We start from the raw sequence: 15,393 nt of genomic DNA, 5'->3' as shown, positions 1-15,393 counted from the left end.
ACGCATCATGGACACCAAGGCACTTGAGAAGTTCTGCCCCTGGGCGCGCGTCGAGCTCATCGACGCCGTGCGTCTGCGCTGCGTGCGCTACGCACTGGACGACGCCGGCCGCGCCGCCCACCCCGCCGATGCGGACGTGGTCGCCGGCACCGTGTTGGCCCCTTCCGAGAAAGCGCAGCGCGCCGCGCTGTTCGAGCGCATCGAGCGCCTGAACGAGGAGCGCGGCGGCAAGGGCTACGCCGCGTTTTGCGAGCAGCAGGCGTACAGCTGGTTCAACCGCTTCGCCGCCATCCGCTTCATGGAGCTGCACGGGTACCTGAGCAACAACGTGCGCATGCTCTCCGCGGGCAGCGGGGCGTTTGAACCCGAATGCCTGCGCATGGCAAGCGAGCTCGACCTGCCCGGACTCGAGCTCGCGGAGGTGCTCGACCTCATCACCGCAGGCGACGACGAGGTGCTCTTCCGCCGCATCCTCGTGGCGCAGATGAACGAGCTCGCCGACTGCCTGCCCACCGTGTTCGGCCACGTGGACGACGCCGACGCCCTCACCCTGCCCGACAACCTCCTCGCCCACGGCGAGCATGACGTGCTGTTCCATCTGGTTGCGGATATCCCCGAGGAGACCTGGGGCGACGTCGAGGCCCTGGGCTGGATGTACCAGTTTTACAATTCCGAGCTCAAGGACGCGTTTTTCAAATCCAAGCGAAAGGCCGCGGCGGAGGACCTGGCGCCCGCCACGCAGCTGTTCACGCCCGACTGGATCGTGCGCTACATGGTGGAGAACTCGCTCGGGCGCCTGTGGATGCTGAACAACCCCGGCAGCCGCCTGCGCGAGGACATGGCGTACTTCATCGAGCCTGATGCCCAGCACGAGGATTTCATCCGCATCGAGGGGCCCGAGGACATCACCTTCTGCGACCCGGCGTGCGGAAGCGGCCACATCCTGGTCTACGCCTTTTCCCTGCTGTTCAAAATGTACGCCGAGCGCGGCTATCGCGAACGCGACGTCCCGCGGCTCATCCTCACGAAGAACCTCTCCGGCATGGAGATCGACGAGCGCGCCGCCCAGATCGCGAGCCTCGTGCTCGCCATGTGCGCCCGCGAGCACGACCGCCGGTTCTTCACGCGCGGCGTGACGGCGGACATCCAAGTGTTGAGCAACATCGAGATTGATGTCGATGCCCTCGATCCCGCCAGCGCCCTGCGTCAACGCCCACAGCTCATCGAAGCGCTTGCTCATCTGAGCGAGATCGGCAGCCTGCTCAGCCCCTCCCCCGAAGACCTGGGCGCCCTCAAGAGCGAACTCATGCGCAACCTCTCCGGAGACCTCTTCGTCTCCCACACCCAAACCAACATCGAGCGCGCTGCGAATTGCTGTGAAACGCTCTCTCGCACCTTCGATGTGGTGGTGGCCAACCCGCCCTACATGGGAAGCGGAAACTTCAATCCGTTTATGAGCAAGTGGTCGAAAGAGAATTACTCGTCAGAGAAAAGCGATCTTTGCTACATGTTTATAGAGCGAATCAAAAACCAAAGGAAGCACCTTGGATATGCTGGAATAGCCGCGAGCAATAGCTGGATGTTTTTATCCTCCTCAGAACAATCGAGACGAAAGGTCCTCGAAGAATGCAACATCATTACTCTGGTTCAACTCGCGCAAGGAGGTTTTAAAGGCATCGCCGCACAAGTGTTTGCTTTCATTCTTGCAAATCGATGTGACGCGCCCCGCAGGGGCACATATATTCGATTGTGTGATTTTAGAAGCCCAGCTCTTCAGGCGGAGAAAACAATCTGCGCGATCAATGACCCCTCATGCAAATGGTCCTACAAAACCGATTCATCCGTATTCTTCGATCTTCCAGGAACGCCTATCGCCTACTGGGCAACCTCTGCATTGCATGATGCATTTCAATGTAATTCCCCAATTGGATCCTGGTTAATAACCCGTCAAGGTATGTCGACCGCCGACAACGATCGTTTCCTACGTGAATGGTGGGAGCCTTCCTACTGCACAATCGCCTTTGGCATCAGGTGCAGCTCTGAAGCGCAGGAATGCGGGCTCCGATGGTTCCCCTATCAAAAAGGAGGCGACTATCGAAAGTGGTTTGGAAACAATGACCTGGTAGTTGACTGGAAGAATGATGGTGAGGCGATCAAGAACAATGCAGATCCGCGAACAGGGAGAATTCGGTCACACAACTATAACGGCAATTATTCATTTAAAGAAGGAATAACCTGGTCAGATGTCTCATCGGGCAATATCCATCTGCGGCTATCTGAGTATGGTTCACTTTTTGATGGTCGAGGTGCAAAGGGGTTTGCAAAATCTCATCAAGAGAACCTTTACGCCCTCGCCCTCCTCAACTCCAATATCGCGCTCAAATTTCTTGAGTTTTTAGCGCCCACCCTCACATATCAAGTAGGGGATGTCGCAAAAATCCCCGATCCACATTTAAACATCGAGCGTTCCTCGGCAATTGCGAATGCAAACGTCAATTTGGCGAAGGCCGACTGGAACACCCAAGAAACCTCTTGGGACTTCAAACGCAACCCGCTTATATAGCAACAATAGAAGGAAATGTCATGTGCAAACAACTATTCAAACCATCTTGGAGTGACTGCAAAGAGGCTCGGAGGGTCATTTTTGATCGTTCCTCAACGCTCGCCATTACCTTGGAGCCAATTGGCGAACAAGTAAATGACATGTTGACTATTGAGAATGCAACCCTCAGCTTGGACTTGATACACGGGATTGAACCCCATTCCGTCCGTATGCTCACCACAGGCATATCAAAACGAAATGACAGCCGTTTCAAGCTATCCTTCCTCGCGTCAACGCACATCCTCACCAAACCAGAATTGCACTCGATACACAATTCCAAAAATCTCATTGAGTTGCTCGGGTGCGCCCATCTTTCGTATGACGTCATATTCCCAAACCGCCGAGTAAAGGAACATTTCGAATACCACAGCGAATGGCCGCTGACCGGACGACTCGATTGGTACTTTATCGAAAAAGCAGGTCCAAAGTTTCATGGGCCGAACCGTGAAGCAAGGGGATTGAGGAATGAAACCAATCCCCTCAACAACGATTCGAATATCTGATGTAAAACGAAGCGAATGTAGGAGCCAATATGCAACAACCTGTCTTTTTCCCTCAGCGCATTAGAACGGAAAATGCAAATTGGGACGAAACACGAGAAGTCCTCACGGTGATAATCGACATCGTCAGCAACGATGAAACTGCGCTCAATCACCTATCTGGTTGCACGTTAACGATTGCTCCCATCATTGACGGTGCGCCTGAGATCTCCGCGCGGCAAAGCGGCCGAACATCCGTAGAAGGAAATAAAGCACGGCTTGTTTTCCATATAGATGAGAACACTGTTAGGGGAAAGAGTTTTATTGCTCTCCAAAGGCGCAAGCCGTTTTGGGTACTTTTGGACTGCAACCTCACACTTGCTTGCAACGCATTAGACAAGTACTCAGAGATTTGGACATACGAAAAACCATTAATCGATGACGCCGTCCTTGACTGGAAATTTCTTGGATAACGCGTCGAATGGAAATATCCGCCTGATATCACAATGAAGTCGGCAACTATGCATTACCCTCAACCGGAAAAATACGCCGAGCGCATCGCCAAAACATCGACGATGCCGTTTGATAGAGGGGTTCCGACCCCCTGTTGCATCAAAACATGCCCCGATGAACCGAGCGTACAACATCTCACCCCGGCGCGTGGGCGAGACTTTGCTACCGCTTGCGTCGTACAGACGCGTTGGGGAACCAATCAACCTGAACACAAAAATGCCGGGGGGCATCCCCCGGCCCTTGGCGAATCTCCCAATTGGGATACTCAAGTGGATTATACCGCAGCCTCCTGCAGGCTACTGGAGGCGCTTCTTCCGGAGCTTCTTGAGGAAGTTCTTCTTAAAGTTGCCGAAAGCGCCAAAGAACGCCACATCAGTCTTAGTCTCCAAATGCCGCTCGAACTTCAAGTTGGTCAGCTCGATTCCGCAAACGTAGTCTGCAACCTGGGAAAGACGATAACGGCTTGCAGCGGCATCCTTATAGACAATCGCCTCGCGGGAGATGCACGATGTAATCGCCCGATGAACCGCTTTGGTCACAACGCTTTGCCCGCCGTCGTAGTAAATCTTGACGGAATCAAACTGCTGCAAATAGGAGAGATGATCGAACAAGAAAACCTTGAGGTCTTTCTCTATGACATCCGCGAGGGACTCAGATCCGAAAGCCTCCTTCTTGTCATAAATGAAGACCCTGTACTTCACCGGAAGGTGCTCGACAAAAATCCTAAAAGTATGCAGGTGCTTTTTGCGCACCTCGACGTGCTTCCATCGGTATTCATCATTTCCGTTAATCAGCGGATTGAAATGGAACGGCGTTCGGTCAAGATTACTATTCTTAACCGAAGCTTCATGCAGCCCTATATCGTGCCCAATATCGAATTTCTGCTCATGAAACACAAGCCCCACGAGATAGAAATCGGAGACAATTCCAACGTCTCCCGACTCGTCTATGAAAATAGACAGCTCTTTCATATACCCCTCCCCGCCGTAGCTTGTCGAGATATAAAAAATGCCGGGGGAAACCCCCCGGCTCTTGGAGGACCTCCTATTCGGAGGATCCATTTACTTTATACCACGAACCGGAACGTCTATTCAATTCTACCCAAAGTAGAACACATGTTCTACACTATTGATACGAACATGTGTTCTTCATATAGAAAGGCGGCTTAACATGGCAACCCTCATCAGCGACAAGTACGAGGCGCACAAAGCCGAGGTCAACGCGCGATTCGACCAACTCCGGGCAAACGAGGAGGAGCTCAACCGCATCTTCGCCGAGATCTACGACATGGAGGGCGAGGTGCCCATCGAGGTCGAGGACAAGTACGTCTCGGTTGCGCGCATCTTCGACACCGCCGAGGAGATTCCCGAGTCGTTTAAGGGCAACCGCTACGTGCGCACCAAGCGCGACGAGATCATCTCGCTCATCTCCTACGCCGCGGGCTGCATGTTCGGCCGTTACTCGCTCGATGTCGAAGGTCTGGTGCTGGCCGACGCGGGCGACACGGTGGAGGACTACCTCGCCAAGATGCCCGACCCGGCACATGTGACTTTCATGCCCGACGCCGACAACGTGCTGCCCATCACCGACGACGAGTACTTCAAGGACGACATCGTGGCGCGCCTGGTGGACTTCATCCGCACCGTCTACGGCTCCGAGACGCTCAACGATAACCTCGCCTTCATCGCCGACGCCCTCTCCCCCGCCGCCAAGGCGGCCCCGCTCGAGGTGATCCGAGCGTACTTCCTCAAGGAGTTCTACGCCGACCACTGCTCCACCTACAAGAAGCGCCCCATCTACTGGCTGCTCGATGCCGGCAAGAAGAACAGCTTCAAAGCGCTCTTCTACATGCACCGCTACCGACCCGACCTCATGGCCTGCATCCGCACGGACTATGTGCACCCGCAGCAGGAGCGCCTGCGCGGGCGCATCGCCGACGCCGAGGAGGAACTCGCCCATTGCGAGCCGCGCCGCAAGGCCGCGCTCAACAAGAAGCTCAAGCAGCTGCGCGACCAGGAAACTGAGCTCATCGCGTATGAGGAGAAGATCCACCGCTTCGCCGACCAAATGATCGCCATCGACCTGGACGACGGCGTGAAGACCAACTACGCCACCTTCCAAGACGTACTCGCGAAGGTCAAGTAGCCATGTTCTTTGGCCGGTTCCCCGACGATATGAATGAGTGAGACATGAAGCTATCCGATATTCAGCAGGAGCTGCGCAGGCTCTTCGACGAGCAAGATGCCGCAGCGGGCGCCGTCGTGGTGTGGCACGACCCGGACGGCGCGTTCGCCGAATCCCTCGACGCGCTCGATCTGCCGGGCGTCGACGTGATGCGCGAGGAGGAGCACGGGCTGTTCTCGCTCAAGCGCACGCTGAACGGCGACCTCGCGGGACAGCGCATCCTGCTCTACCGACCGCGCCCGCGCCGCCTGGAGGGCGATTGGCTCGCCGACATCGAGGCCCGGTCCGCGAGCTTCGCCGCCGACTACACCTCCATGCAGCTGCGCGAGCTCAACGCGGCCGATACGCGCGAGATGCGTGAGATGCTCGCCACCCACAAGGCGCAACTCGCCAAGAAGACCGTGCTACGCAAACTCACGCGGTTGAGCCCCTCGTACGAACAGCCGCAGCAGCTCGCCTGCGGCCTCATGGCCATCGCCCTGGACGCGCCATCACTGGACGCGCAGGCCATCGTGCGCGCGCACCTCGTCGCGGCGTTGGCCGCAGATGGCGCCGAGGCGCTCGCCCGGGTTGAGCGCATGGGCTGTACCAACGAGTTCCAGGCGGCAATCTCCGCATGGATTGGCTATACGGGCGACGCGAGCGACTTCATCGCGCTCGGACGGCACGTGCTCCTGTGTGCGCTCGCCGGCGCCTTACCCAACGACGCCGCCTCGGCGCTGCCCGCAGACGTGACCTCGGGCACCACCGCGCTCTGTCAGGATATCGTGCGTGGCTGGTGTCAGAGCGCCGAGCGGGACTCCCTGTTCGAACTCGCGCAGCTCGTGGAGGAGGTCACACCCGTCGAGCAGATGCTTGCCCAGGTGCCGCTCGAAACCCTGGGCGATATCGATGTATTCCCCTGCATCGATGCACTCATTTTGCGCCGCCTGTTCCATGACGTCGCGGCGTCACCCGAAAGCGCACCCGCTGCGCTTTCACTCGCCCAAGCACGCCACAGCACGGCCTGGTATCGGGAATTCTCCCTTTGCTATGACGGGCTTGAAGCAGCCGCACGCATGCAGCGATTCCGCAATGAGCACCCGGTCGGCATCGACGCTCTTTCCGCAGAGAGCGTCTGGGGACTCTACACCGACGAGCTATACCGCCTCGACACGTGGTACCGCCAGATGCATCTCGCACTCGGGCGTGTCCTCATCAGTGCGCCATACGGGCTCGATGAGGACTTCCGCGCATGTAGTGATCAGATCGAGAACCTCTACAAGAACTGGTTTTTCGCCGGCGTTTCGCGCCGGTGGGAAGATGCCGCCGAGAACGAGCTAACTCGCAACGGATATGTTGACGGCATCCCCCGACAGCTCGACTTCTTTATGAGCTCCGTCGAGCCAATCGTTCGCACGGGCAAACGCGCCTGCGTCGTCGTCTCCGATGCCTTGCGCTACGAAGTCGCCGCGGAGCTGGCGGAAACTCTCGAGCAAAACACCAAGGGAACATGCGAGCTCGCCTCCATGCAGGCCATATTCCCCAGCATAACCTCGTGCGGCATGGCGTCCCTGCTGCCCTGCGGGAACCTCACCATGGACGCGGGCGAGCCCGGGCGGCTGCGCGTGCTGCTCGACGGCTCGGAGGTGGCTACGACCGCCGCGCGCCAAGAGCAACTGCGCCGCAGCGACCCGCACGCCGTCGCCATCACCTACGACTCACTCGTCAACGAGCTGAGCACGAGCCAACGCAAGGACCTCGTCAAGGACGCGCAAGTCGTCTACATCTACCACAACGCCATCGATGCGATGGGCGACAAAGCGCCCACCGAGCGCAAGGTGTTCTCCGCCTGCGGCGATGCAATCGAGGAGATCTTCGGCCTGGTGCAGCTCATCTGTCGCGAGCGAATCGCAAGCCAAGTCGTCGTCACCGCCGACCACGGCTTTCTCTATACCGACGAGCCGCTCGGCGTCTCGGAGCACACCGTCGCGGCCGAGATCGACGGAGACCCGCTCGTCATCGGGCGCCGCTACGCCATCGCCGGCGACGGCACGCGCTCCGACGTGCTCATGCCCATCGCGCTGCCGTACGCGGAAGGTGGGCTCAAGGGCTTCGCCCCGCGGCGCTGCACGCGCATCTCCCGGGCGGGGGCGGGTGAGAACTACGTGCACGGGGGCATCTCCCTGCAGGAGCTCTGCATCCCCGTGCTCACGTTCACCAACAGGCGCGCGGGCAGCAAGGGATATGTGGAAAGCGAGCAAGCAACGCTCTCGCTCATCACCACCGTCGACACGATCTCGAACAGCATCTTCAAGCTGGACCTGTTGCAGGACAAGCCCGTGGGCGGGAAGGTCCTCCCCGCCTCGTACGACGTGTTCGTGGGGAGCGCATCGCACGAGCCCGTGACGGACGTCGCGCACGTCGCGGCCGACCGCACGCAGGACTCGGCAGACGAGCGCATCATCCCCATCACGCTCAATATCACTCCGGGCGTCGCCGTGAGCGAGCAGGAGCCGTATTTCCTCTACGCGCGCAACTGCGATACCCGCGCCGTGGACGCTTTGCGCGAGCTGCGCATGCGCATCGCCTTTGCCCCTTCGTTTGATTTTGGATGGTAACCCATGGATTCGAATCTCGACGCCTGCGGCGTGCCCGCGTATGAAAAGGATGACCTCGACCGCAAGATCATCGAGCACTTCCCCGGCAAGATTGTGCGCAAGGACCTCACCTCCCTCATGAAGCGCGGGGCGGGCATCCCCACCTACGTGCTGGAGTACCTGCTCGGCATGTACTGCGCCACCGATGACGAGGCGGCGATCGCCGACGGCATGGCGCGCATCCGAAAAATCCTCGCCGAGAACTACGTGCGCCCCGAGGAGAGCGAGAAGATCAAGAGCCGCATCCGCGAGCTAGGGCAGTACACCGTGATCGATAAGGTGGGCGCCCGCCTGGACGAATACCGCGACCTGTACGTCGCGCAATTCACCAACCTCAACATCGAGCCGTTCGTCATGCCCGACGAATACGTCCGTCAGCACACCAAAATCCTCACGGGTGGCATATGGTGCATCATGCGCATCCAATACCTGCGGCCCGAGGACATCGCGGAAGACCCGCTTGCCGATATCTTCGGCGATGACCCCGCCGAACAGCGCGGGCGGGCGCGCAAAGGGCGAACCTCGGGCAAGGGCAAGCGCGGGCCCGAGGACTCCCCTTTCAAAATCGCAAGCCTCACCCCCATCCAGATGCCCAGCCTCGACCTGTCCGAGCTTGTGAGCCATCGAGAGGACTTCACGACCGACGAGTGGATCGCACTGCTGCTGCGGTCGGCCGGCTACGAGCCCTCCGCCCTGACGCCGCGCGAGCGCCTGCACTTCCTCACGCGCATGGTGCCGCTCGTTGAGCTCAACTACAACCTGTGCGAGTTAGGGCCCCGCGGGACGGGCAAGTCACACATCTACACCGAGGTCTCGCCCTATTCCTATCTGTTATCGGGCGGGCAGACCACCACAGCCAAGCTCTTCGCCAACAACGCGGCGCGGGCGGGGCAGCGTATTGGTCTCGTGGGACATTGGGATTGCATCGCGTTCGACGAAGTCGCGGGCATGAACTTCCGCGATCAAAACGCCATCCAAATCATGAAGGGCTACATGGCGAACGGTACCTTCGGCCGCGGCACCGAATCGTTTAACGCCGAGGCGTCCATGGTGTTCGAGGGCAACATCAACGACTCCGTGTCAAACATGCTCAAGACCACACACCTGTTCGACCCGTTCCCGCCCGAGTTCAACAACGACAGCGCGTTCTTCGACCGCATCCACTGCTACCTACCCGGCTGGGAGGTGCCCAAGATGCGCTCGGACCTCATCTGCGAGCGCTACAGCCTCATCACCGATTGCCTGGGCGAATTCCTCCACGCCATGCGCAGGCGCGACTTCACGCACCACATCGACCGATACTTCCGCCTGAACAGCGACTTCAACCGTCGCGATGAAATCGGCGTGCGAAAGACTTTCAGTGGACTCGCCAAGCTCATCTTCCCCGACGGAAAGATGAGTCGCGAAGACGTGCGCATGCTGCTGGAATACGCCATCGAGGGGCGCAGACGCGTTAAGGAACAGCTCAAGACCATGGCGGGCATCGAATTCATCGATGTGAAGCTGGGATATACGGATATGGAAAACCCTGTGGAGATGCACCTGGTCAGCGTATTGGAACAAACCGACGACTCGCTCATTCCCGATACCACGCCGCAAGCTGGCCACGTCTTTGGCGTGGGCCGCTCGGTTGCCGACGAGATGGCTGTATACAAGCTCGAAAACAAGGCCGTGAACGGCAACGCCGCATTTAGGATGGAGGGCGCTGGATCGAACCGTGAGGTACGCGACGCATTGAATGCCGCGTTCGAGCAATTCAAGAACTGCGCCCCGCGACTGGCGGCTGGCATGCACGTAACAAGCAAAGACTACCTGCTCTTTTGCAACGACCTGCAGGCGAAGGGACCATCTGCGGAGATTTCGCTCGCGGAGTTCATCGGTCTGTGCTCCGCCGCATCGGGGCGCCCCGTGATAGCGGGACTGGTGATTCCCGGCATCCTGCGCCTCTCTGGGTCACTGGAGCCTGTGGGCAACTTAGCGGATGTCTTGCGCGTTGCGAAGAACGCGGGCGCGAAGCGCATCCTGCTTCCGATGAGCTCCATCGCGGACCTGCAGAACGTGGCACCCGAGCTGATCGGCGCCGTGAGTCCTGAGTTCTACGAGACCGGCGATGCCGTGGCTGCGGCGCGGCGGGCCCTTGGGCTGTAGGGCCTACCGCGCCGCCGGCTCCATTCCAAGATGCTCAAAGGCCGCGGGCGTTGCCATGCGGCCCTGGGGCGTGCGGACGATGAGGCCGCATTGCAGCAGATAGGGCTCGTAGACGTCCTCGAGCGTGTTGGCGTCCTCACCCGTTGCGCTCGCCAGGGTGGACAGGCCGACGGCGCGGCCGCGGAACGTCTTACACAGCGTCTCGAGGATGCGGATGTCCATCCAATCCAAGCCGAGCTCATCGATTTCGAAGAAACGCATCGCCTCTTGAGCGATACCGAGTTCGATGGACCCCTCACCGCGAACCTGGGCGTAATCACGCACGCGCTTGAGTAGGCGATTCGCAAGGCGAGGCGTACCGCGGGAACGCGAGGCGATCTCCTTTGCGGACTCTCGGTCGATCGACACACCGAGGATGCTCGAAGAGCGGCAGACGATATCGGCCAGGTCCTCGATGCCGTAGTAATCCAAGCGATACGAGATGCCGAAACGATCGCGCAGCGGACCCGTGAGCATGCCGGAGCGCGTGGTTGCGCCCACAAGTGTGAAACGAGGGATATCCAGGCGAATCGATCGGGCAGCGGGCCCCTTGCCGATCACGATATCGAGAGAGAAGTCCTCCATCGCCGGGTACAGGATCTCCTCGACCTGACGGTTGAGGCGATGAATCTCATCGATGAACAGGACGTCGCCCGGCTGCAGGTTGGTGAGGATCGCCGCGAGATCGCCCGTGCGTGCGATGGCGGGGCCCGAGGTGGTCTTGATCTGAGCGCCCATCTCGTTTGCAACGACCGCGGCCAGCGTGGTCTTACCCAAGCCCGGGGGCCCGGAGAAGATCACATGATCGAGGCTCTCCCCTCGGCTCTGCGCGGCCTCGATGAGGATGCGCAGGCTTTGCTTGATGTGCTCCTGACCGCAATAGTCCTCAAGGCGCTGCGGGCGCAGGCCGCGCTCGACGTCGAGATCGTCGGAGGTGAGCTCCCCCGTCACGAACCGCTCCGTCTCGCCTCCCGCCGCATGGCGGGACGGCGCATCGCCCCACAGGTCAGTCGACTCGTCTACTTCCCACATCACGATTCCATTCCCAGCCGCCTGAGCGCCAGAGCCAAGAGCTCCTCGACGCGCATATCCTTGCCATCATACCCATCGAGTGCCAGCGTGACCTCCGCGGCGGTGAAGCCCATGGAGAGCAGGGCCGCCGTGGCATCCTCAATCGCCGAAGGAGCCGCGGCCGCGGCGGGGGCAAACGGCAGCGGCACGGTGGGGGCAGCCGAACCGGCGAGCGAACGGTCCTTCTCGAAAACGCCCTTGAGTTCGAGGATCAGGCGCTGTGCGGTCTTTTTGCCCACGCCCGGCACGGTCGCCATTCCCTTGTCGTCCTCCATCATCACCAGCGTATACAGCTCGGGCACCGTAAATGAGGACAGAATCGCGAGGGCGAGCTTGGCACCCACGCCACTTACCGAGACCAGCTTGTCGAACATCGTGCGCTCGTCCTTTGTGGCGAACCCGAACAGGGTGCACGAATCCTCACGCACAACCATGCGTGTGTACAGGCGAGTGGGCGAGCCGACCTGCGCGAGGCTCGAGGCGGTGGTTGCAGAGATGCCGAGTTCGAAGCCTATGCCGTTCACATCGATGACGGCCGATCCCGCGGTCGCCTCAATGAGCGTGCCATTCAATATCGAGATCATGCGTAGGGGTTTCCCTTCTCTTGCGTGTAAGTACCACCGCTCAATTCCCGCGTCCGATGCAGGTGCGCATGGCACACCGCGCACGCCAGCGCGTCCGCGGCATGGTCGGGCTTTGGGTCGTGATCGAGATGGAGCAACGTGCGAACCATATAGGTGACCTGCGTCTTATCGGCGGCGCCCGTGCCAACAACGGCCTGCTTGATCTGCATGGGGGTGTACTCCCCCACCTCGACCCCGCACAGGGAGCACGCGACGAGAGCAGCGCCGCGGGCATGGGCGGTGGGTATGGCGGAACGGACATTCGCGCCGAAATAGATGCCCTCCACAGCCGCCTCCTGCGGGCGATAGCGATCGACCACGGCGGTGAGCTCGTCGGCGATGCGCCGCAAGCGCGCCGCCAAGTCAGAGCCGGACGAGGTCTCGATGCAACCGTATGCCCGGCAACGCACCTCGCCGCGACGTTCCTCGACGATGCCCCACCCGGTGTTAGCCAAACCCGGGTCGATCCCCAATATGACCAATCCGTCTCCTTGATATCTCGAACGTTTGTTCTACTATACCATGCATGCGGACAGGAGGAGAAGCGATTTTAGTTCAGGGAGAAGAAGCCCGCGCGTCCGGAAGCACCAGCGTCTCCATCTTGCGACCCGAGCCCGAACGCCTCGGGTCCGAGCCCCTCGGAGGCCATCCGCCCCAGCGCTTCCCGGACGGACTGCTCGGCATCCTTGAGCTGCTCGCCCATGCGCTCGAGCCCTTCCTCGCCCATGAGCTCGCGGCGTTGTTCCGGCGTGATGCCGAGCAAGTCGGCCAGCATGTCCATGATCTCGCCCCGGGCACGTTCGGCGCGAGCGGCACCGCGCTTCTCGAGACGATGGAATTCCGCATCGGCCAAATCCGCCGCACGAAGCCGCTCCTGCCCATGCCTGCCCATGTCCGACCAGCCGAGCATCGACGGCCAGGCACGCTCCACAAATGAGCGGGACGACACGATCGGGCACGATGGCAGAAGGCGCCGCGACGTCTCTCCCGATCGGACGATCATCAGGATGAGGGCCGCCGACTCCGGATCGCTTGCGAACAGTGGCAGATCGTCCAGAACGGCATTGCGGTCGACATGCGCCTCGAGCGCACCGTCGATCTGAGAGGGATCGAGCGCGAGCAGCAAGGAAAGCGCTCGAACGGCGATATCGCCGTCGGCGCCGAGCTGACACACCGCATCCCGCAGGACGGCGGCCATATCGCCGGCGACGGCGTTGAGACCGAGCAGTTCCTCCGGAAGGACCGCTGAAATGCGATTCCGCGCGCGAGCGAGCCACTCCAACGACGTCAGGTACACATCGCCGAAAGGCGCGAGCGTCGCCACATTCGCACGCGCGCCGACCCGCGGGCGCAACGCGTAATCGGTCTTGGTGAGGGCGCTGAGTGGCATTGCATGCTCGATTTGGGCGACGTCCTCCATCATCAGAGCGTCGACGCGCGCCTGTGCGGTTGGGACGGAGATGCCGGGGTTGCCGGGCTCATCGCTATCCAACAACGGGCGAATATCGGGGGCGACGCGCTCGACCATGCGAATGTGAAGACGCGAGGCCACCTCCCGCGCGAGGCGGGAGCGCAAGGCATGGAGCTCCTGAGAGGTGCCATCGGATGCCCCATCATGCTCGACATGCAGCGCGATGACGGACCGAGACCCCAGGGCATCGACGGCCAAACATGCGAGCAGGCTGCTCGCCAGCCCACCGTCCAAGGCGACGAGCACGCGCCCGGCGCCCTGCGCTGCGACCGAATCCCGCAGATGCAGGCGCAGGCCGTTCCACATCCAGGTGCCGCGATCGAAGTGCGGGATCTTGCGATCCTCAACCGCCTCGCAGGGCACCCCGCGCACCACATCCTGCACCAGCAGGGACTCCTCGAAACACGGTGCAAGGGCCACGACACGTCCCCCGTCGTCCAGCACATAGGAACCACCCGTATAGACTGCATCGTCATAACCGCCGACAGGCGCCATGCATGCCATCCAAATCCCGGCACGCGCGACCCGCTCCGTCATCTGACCCGTAGGAAGCGCGGCGGCCGCCGCAGAATCGCAATCCGTCACATCCAAACCGTTGACGGGGAAATGCAGCAGCAGGTCGCAACCACCGGGAAGGGACGCAAGATCGCGCTGGGCGTCGAACGTCACCGCGATGCGTGTGCCCGCAATGTCGAACACCGGCGGTGACCACGGTGAGACGGGAACGCCCTCCTGATGCCGGATCATGGTCAGACGCAGCGGCACCACACGTCCGCGGCGCAGCAAAAACGCCTCGAACAGCTGGCCGACCTCCAAGGAGAGCACGGCGGGGACGATGCACGCCACACCGGCCGCATCGCAGATCGCCGCGAGCCGATCGAGGGCCCTCAGCAGGTCATGTTCGTAGTTCGGATAGTCAACCAGTGCCCCCGGCGTGACACCGCACATCAGGGGCGCGGGTACGCACAAAAGGTCGGCCCCGGCATCTTGTGCCAGGTACACCTGCTGCTCGACTCGAGAGCAGATGCCGTCGAAATCTCCAAGGCGGGCGCCGATCTGGGCCAGGGCGATTCTCATCGGTGGGGTCAACCTTTCTTGCTCACATTGCACCATGCGACAGCCGTCACGTCGGGAGATGATGCAAATAACGGGTGGCGAGGAGCCGTTACGCCCCTCGCCACCCGCGTAGATACGTTCGCACCACAAGGCACGGGCCACACGGCCCTTGGCGGAATCTTAGAACTCCGCCTTCCACAGGCCATGGAGGTTGCAGTAGGCGTAGACGATGCCGGTCTTGACGCCGCCCGCGAAGAACGTGGTCGGGGCCTGGCCGGGTTTGAGGTAATGGATCTCCAGGCGGCCGGCGGCCTCGAGGGCGATCCACTCGATGTAGTGGGCGTCCTCCATAGGATGCTCGACCTCGCCCACGGTAACGTTCAGGACGTGGCCCTCGCGCTGGAGCTCGACGACGGGAACGTGCTTCTCGACGGCGGCGTCGACGGAGTTGGCGGCAACCTCGGTGTAGCCGGCCGGGGCGAACATGTCGGCGTCGACAGCGGCGAGGAACTTGCCCGTCTCGTCATTCTTGAAAAACGTAGCCATATGTATCAATCCTTTCAGACTT

Annotated in this window: 12 protein-coding genes; 6 read left to right on the top strand and 6 right to left on the bottom strand. The window is 60.7% G+C overall.

What is annotated here, in order from left to right:
- The first annotated feature begins 7 nt into the window (after positions 1–7).
- Genes pglX through COLINT_RS00135 form a run of 3 tightly spaced genes read left to right on the top strand, consistent with a single transcriptional unit; the run spans position 8 to position 3,554 of the window.
- Complete coding sequence (gene pglX / locus COLINT_RS00145; protein ID WP_006722235.1) at positions 8–2,563, top strand: BREX-1 system adenine-specific DNA-methyltransferase PglX; 2,556 nt, start codon at positions 8–10, stop codon at positions 2,561–2,563.
- Positions 2,564–2,583: 20 nt separating this feature from the next.
- The gene (locus COLINT_RS00140; RefSeq protein ID WP_006722234.1) at positions 2,584–3,105 is read left to right on the top strand and encodes a hypothetical protein; all 522 of its coding nucleotides are present in this window, start codon (positions 2,584–2,586) and stop codon (positions 3,103–3,105) included.
- Between the two features lie 29 nt (positions 3,106–3,134).
- Complete coding sequence (locus COLINT_RS00135; RefSeq protein ID WP_006722233.1) at positions 3,135–3,554, top strand: hypothetical protein; 420 nt, start codon at positions 3,135–3,137, stop codon at positions 3,552–3,554.
- A gap of 336 nt (positions 3,555–3,890) precedes the next feature.
- On the opposite strand, the gene COLINT_RS00130 is transcribed toward COLINT_RS00135, so the two are convergent.
- Positions 3,891–4,655 (bottom strand): DUF3800 domain-containing protein, encoded by a 765-nt coding sequence (locus tag COLINT_RS00130; RefSeq protein WP_156780278.1) that lies wholly within the window; start codon positions 4,653–4,655, stop codon positions 3,891–3,893.
- Between the two features lie 109 nt (positions 4,656–4,764).
- On the opposite strand from COLINT_RS00130, the gene COLINT_RS00125 reads away from it, so the two are divergent.
- Genes COLINT_RS00125 through brxL form a run of 3 tightly spaced genes read left to right on the top strand, consistent with a single transcriptional unit; the run spans position 4,765 to position 10,565 of the window.
- The gene (locus COLINT_RS00125) at positions 4,765–5,739 is read left to right on the top strand and encodes a BREX-1 system adenine-specific DNA-methyltransferase PglX (RefSeq protein WP_006722230.1); all 975 of its coding nucleotides are present in this window, start codon (positions 4,765–4,767) and stop codon (positions 5,737–5,739) included.
- 44 nt (positions 5,740–5,783) lie between these two features.
- A complete protein-coding gene (pglZ, locus tag COLINT_RS00120; RefSeq protein ID WP_006722229.1) occupies positions 5,784–8,378 on the top strand; it encodes a BREX-1 system phosphatase PglZ type A in 2,595 nt (864 codons plus the stop codon).
- Positions 8,379–8,381: 3 nt separating this feature from the next.
- Positions 8,382–10,565, top strand: a complete 2,184-nt coding sequence (brxL, locus tag COLINT_RS00115) for a protease Lon-related BREX system protein BrxL (RefSeq protein WP_006722228.1) — start codon at positions 8,382–8,384, stop codon at positions 10,563–10,565.
- A 3-nt stretch (positions 10,566–10,568) separates the two neighbouring features.
- On the opposite strand, the gene ruvB is transcribed toward brxL, so the two are convergent.
- From ruvB to COLINT_RS00090, 5 genes are all read right to left on the bottom strand, one after another.
- Positions 10,569–11,636 (bottom strand): Holliday junction branch migration DNA helicase RuvB, encoded by a 1,068-nt coding sequence (ruvB, locus tag COLINT_RS00110; RefSeq protein WP_006722227.1) that lies wholly within the window; start codon positions 11,634–11,636, stop codon positions 10,569–10,571.
- Positions 11,636–12,259 carry a Holliday junction branch migration protein RuvA gene (ruvA, locus tag COLINT_RS00105; protein WP_006722226.1) on the bottom strand — a complete coding sequence of 208 codons (624 nt, stop codon included), beginning with the start codon at positions 12,257–12,259 and terminating at the stop codon, positions 11,636–11,638. The genes ruvB and ruvA overlap by 1 nt, the downstream gene beginning before the upstream one ends.
- Entirely contained in the window at positions 12,256–12,780 is a 525-nt protein-coding gene (gene ruvC / locus COLINT_RS00100) for a crossover junction endodeoxyribonuclease RuvC (RefSeq protein WP_006722225.1), read from the bottom strand. Before ruvC ends, ruvA begins: the two co-directional genes overlap by 4 nt.
- Before the next feature lie 68 nt (positions 12,781–12,848).
- Positions 12,849–14,846: a hypothetical protein gene (locus tag COLINT_RS00095; RefSeq protein ID WP_006722224.1), complete on the bottom strand. Its 1,998-nt coding sequence runs from the start codon at positions 14,844–14,846 to the stop codon at positions 12,849–12,851.
- 159 nt (positions 14,847–15,005) lie between these two features.
- Positions 15,006–15,371, bottom strand: a complete 366-nt coding sequence (locus COLINT_RS00090) for a desulfoferrodoxin family protein (protein ID WP_006722223.1) — start codon at positions 15,369–15,371, stop codon at positions 15,006–15,008.
- Positions 15,372–15,393: the final 22 nt, after the last annotated feature.

Origin of the sequence: Collinsella intestinalis DSM 13280 (assembly GCF_000156175.1) — a bacterium.
Lineage (GTDB): Bacteria > Actinomycetota > Coriobacteriia > Coriobacteriales > Coriobacteriaceae > Collinsella > Collinsella intestinalis.
The sequence above is the reverse complement of the archived record's forward strand: the minus strand, read 5'-3'. Positions and strand labels throughout refer to the sequence as shown.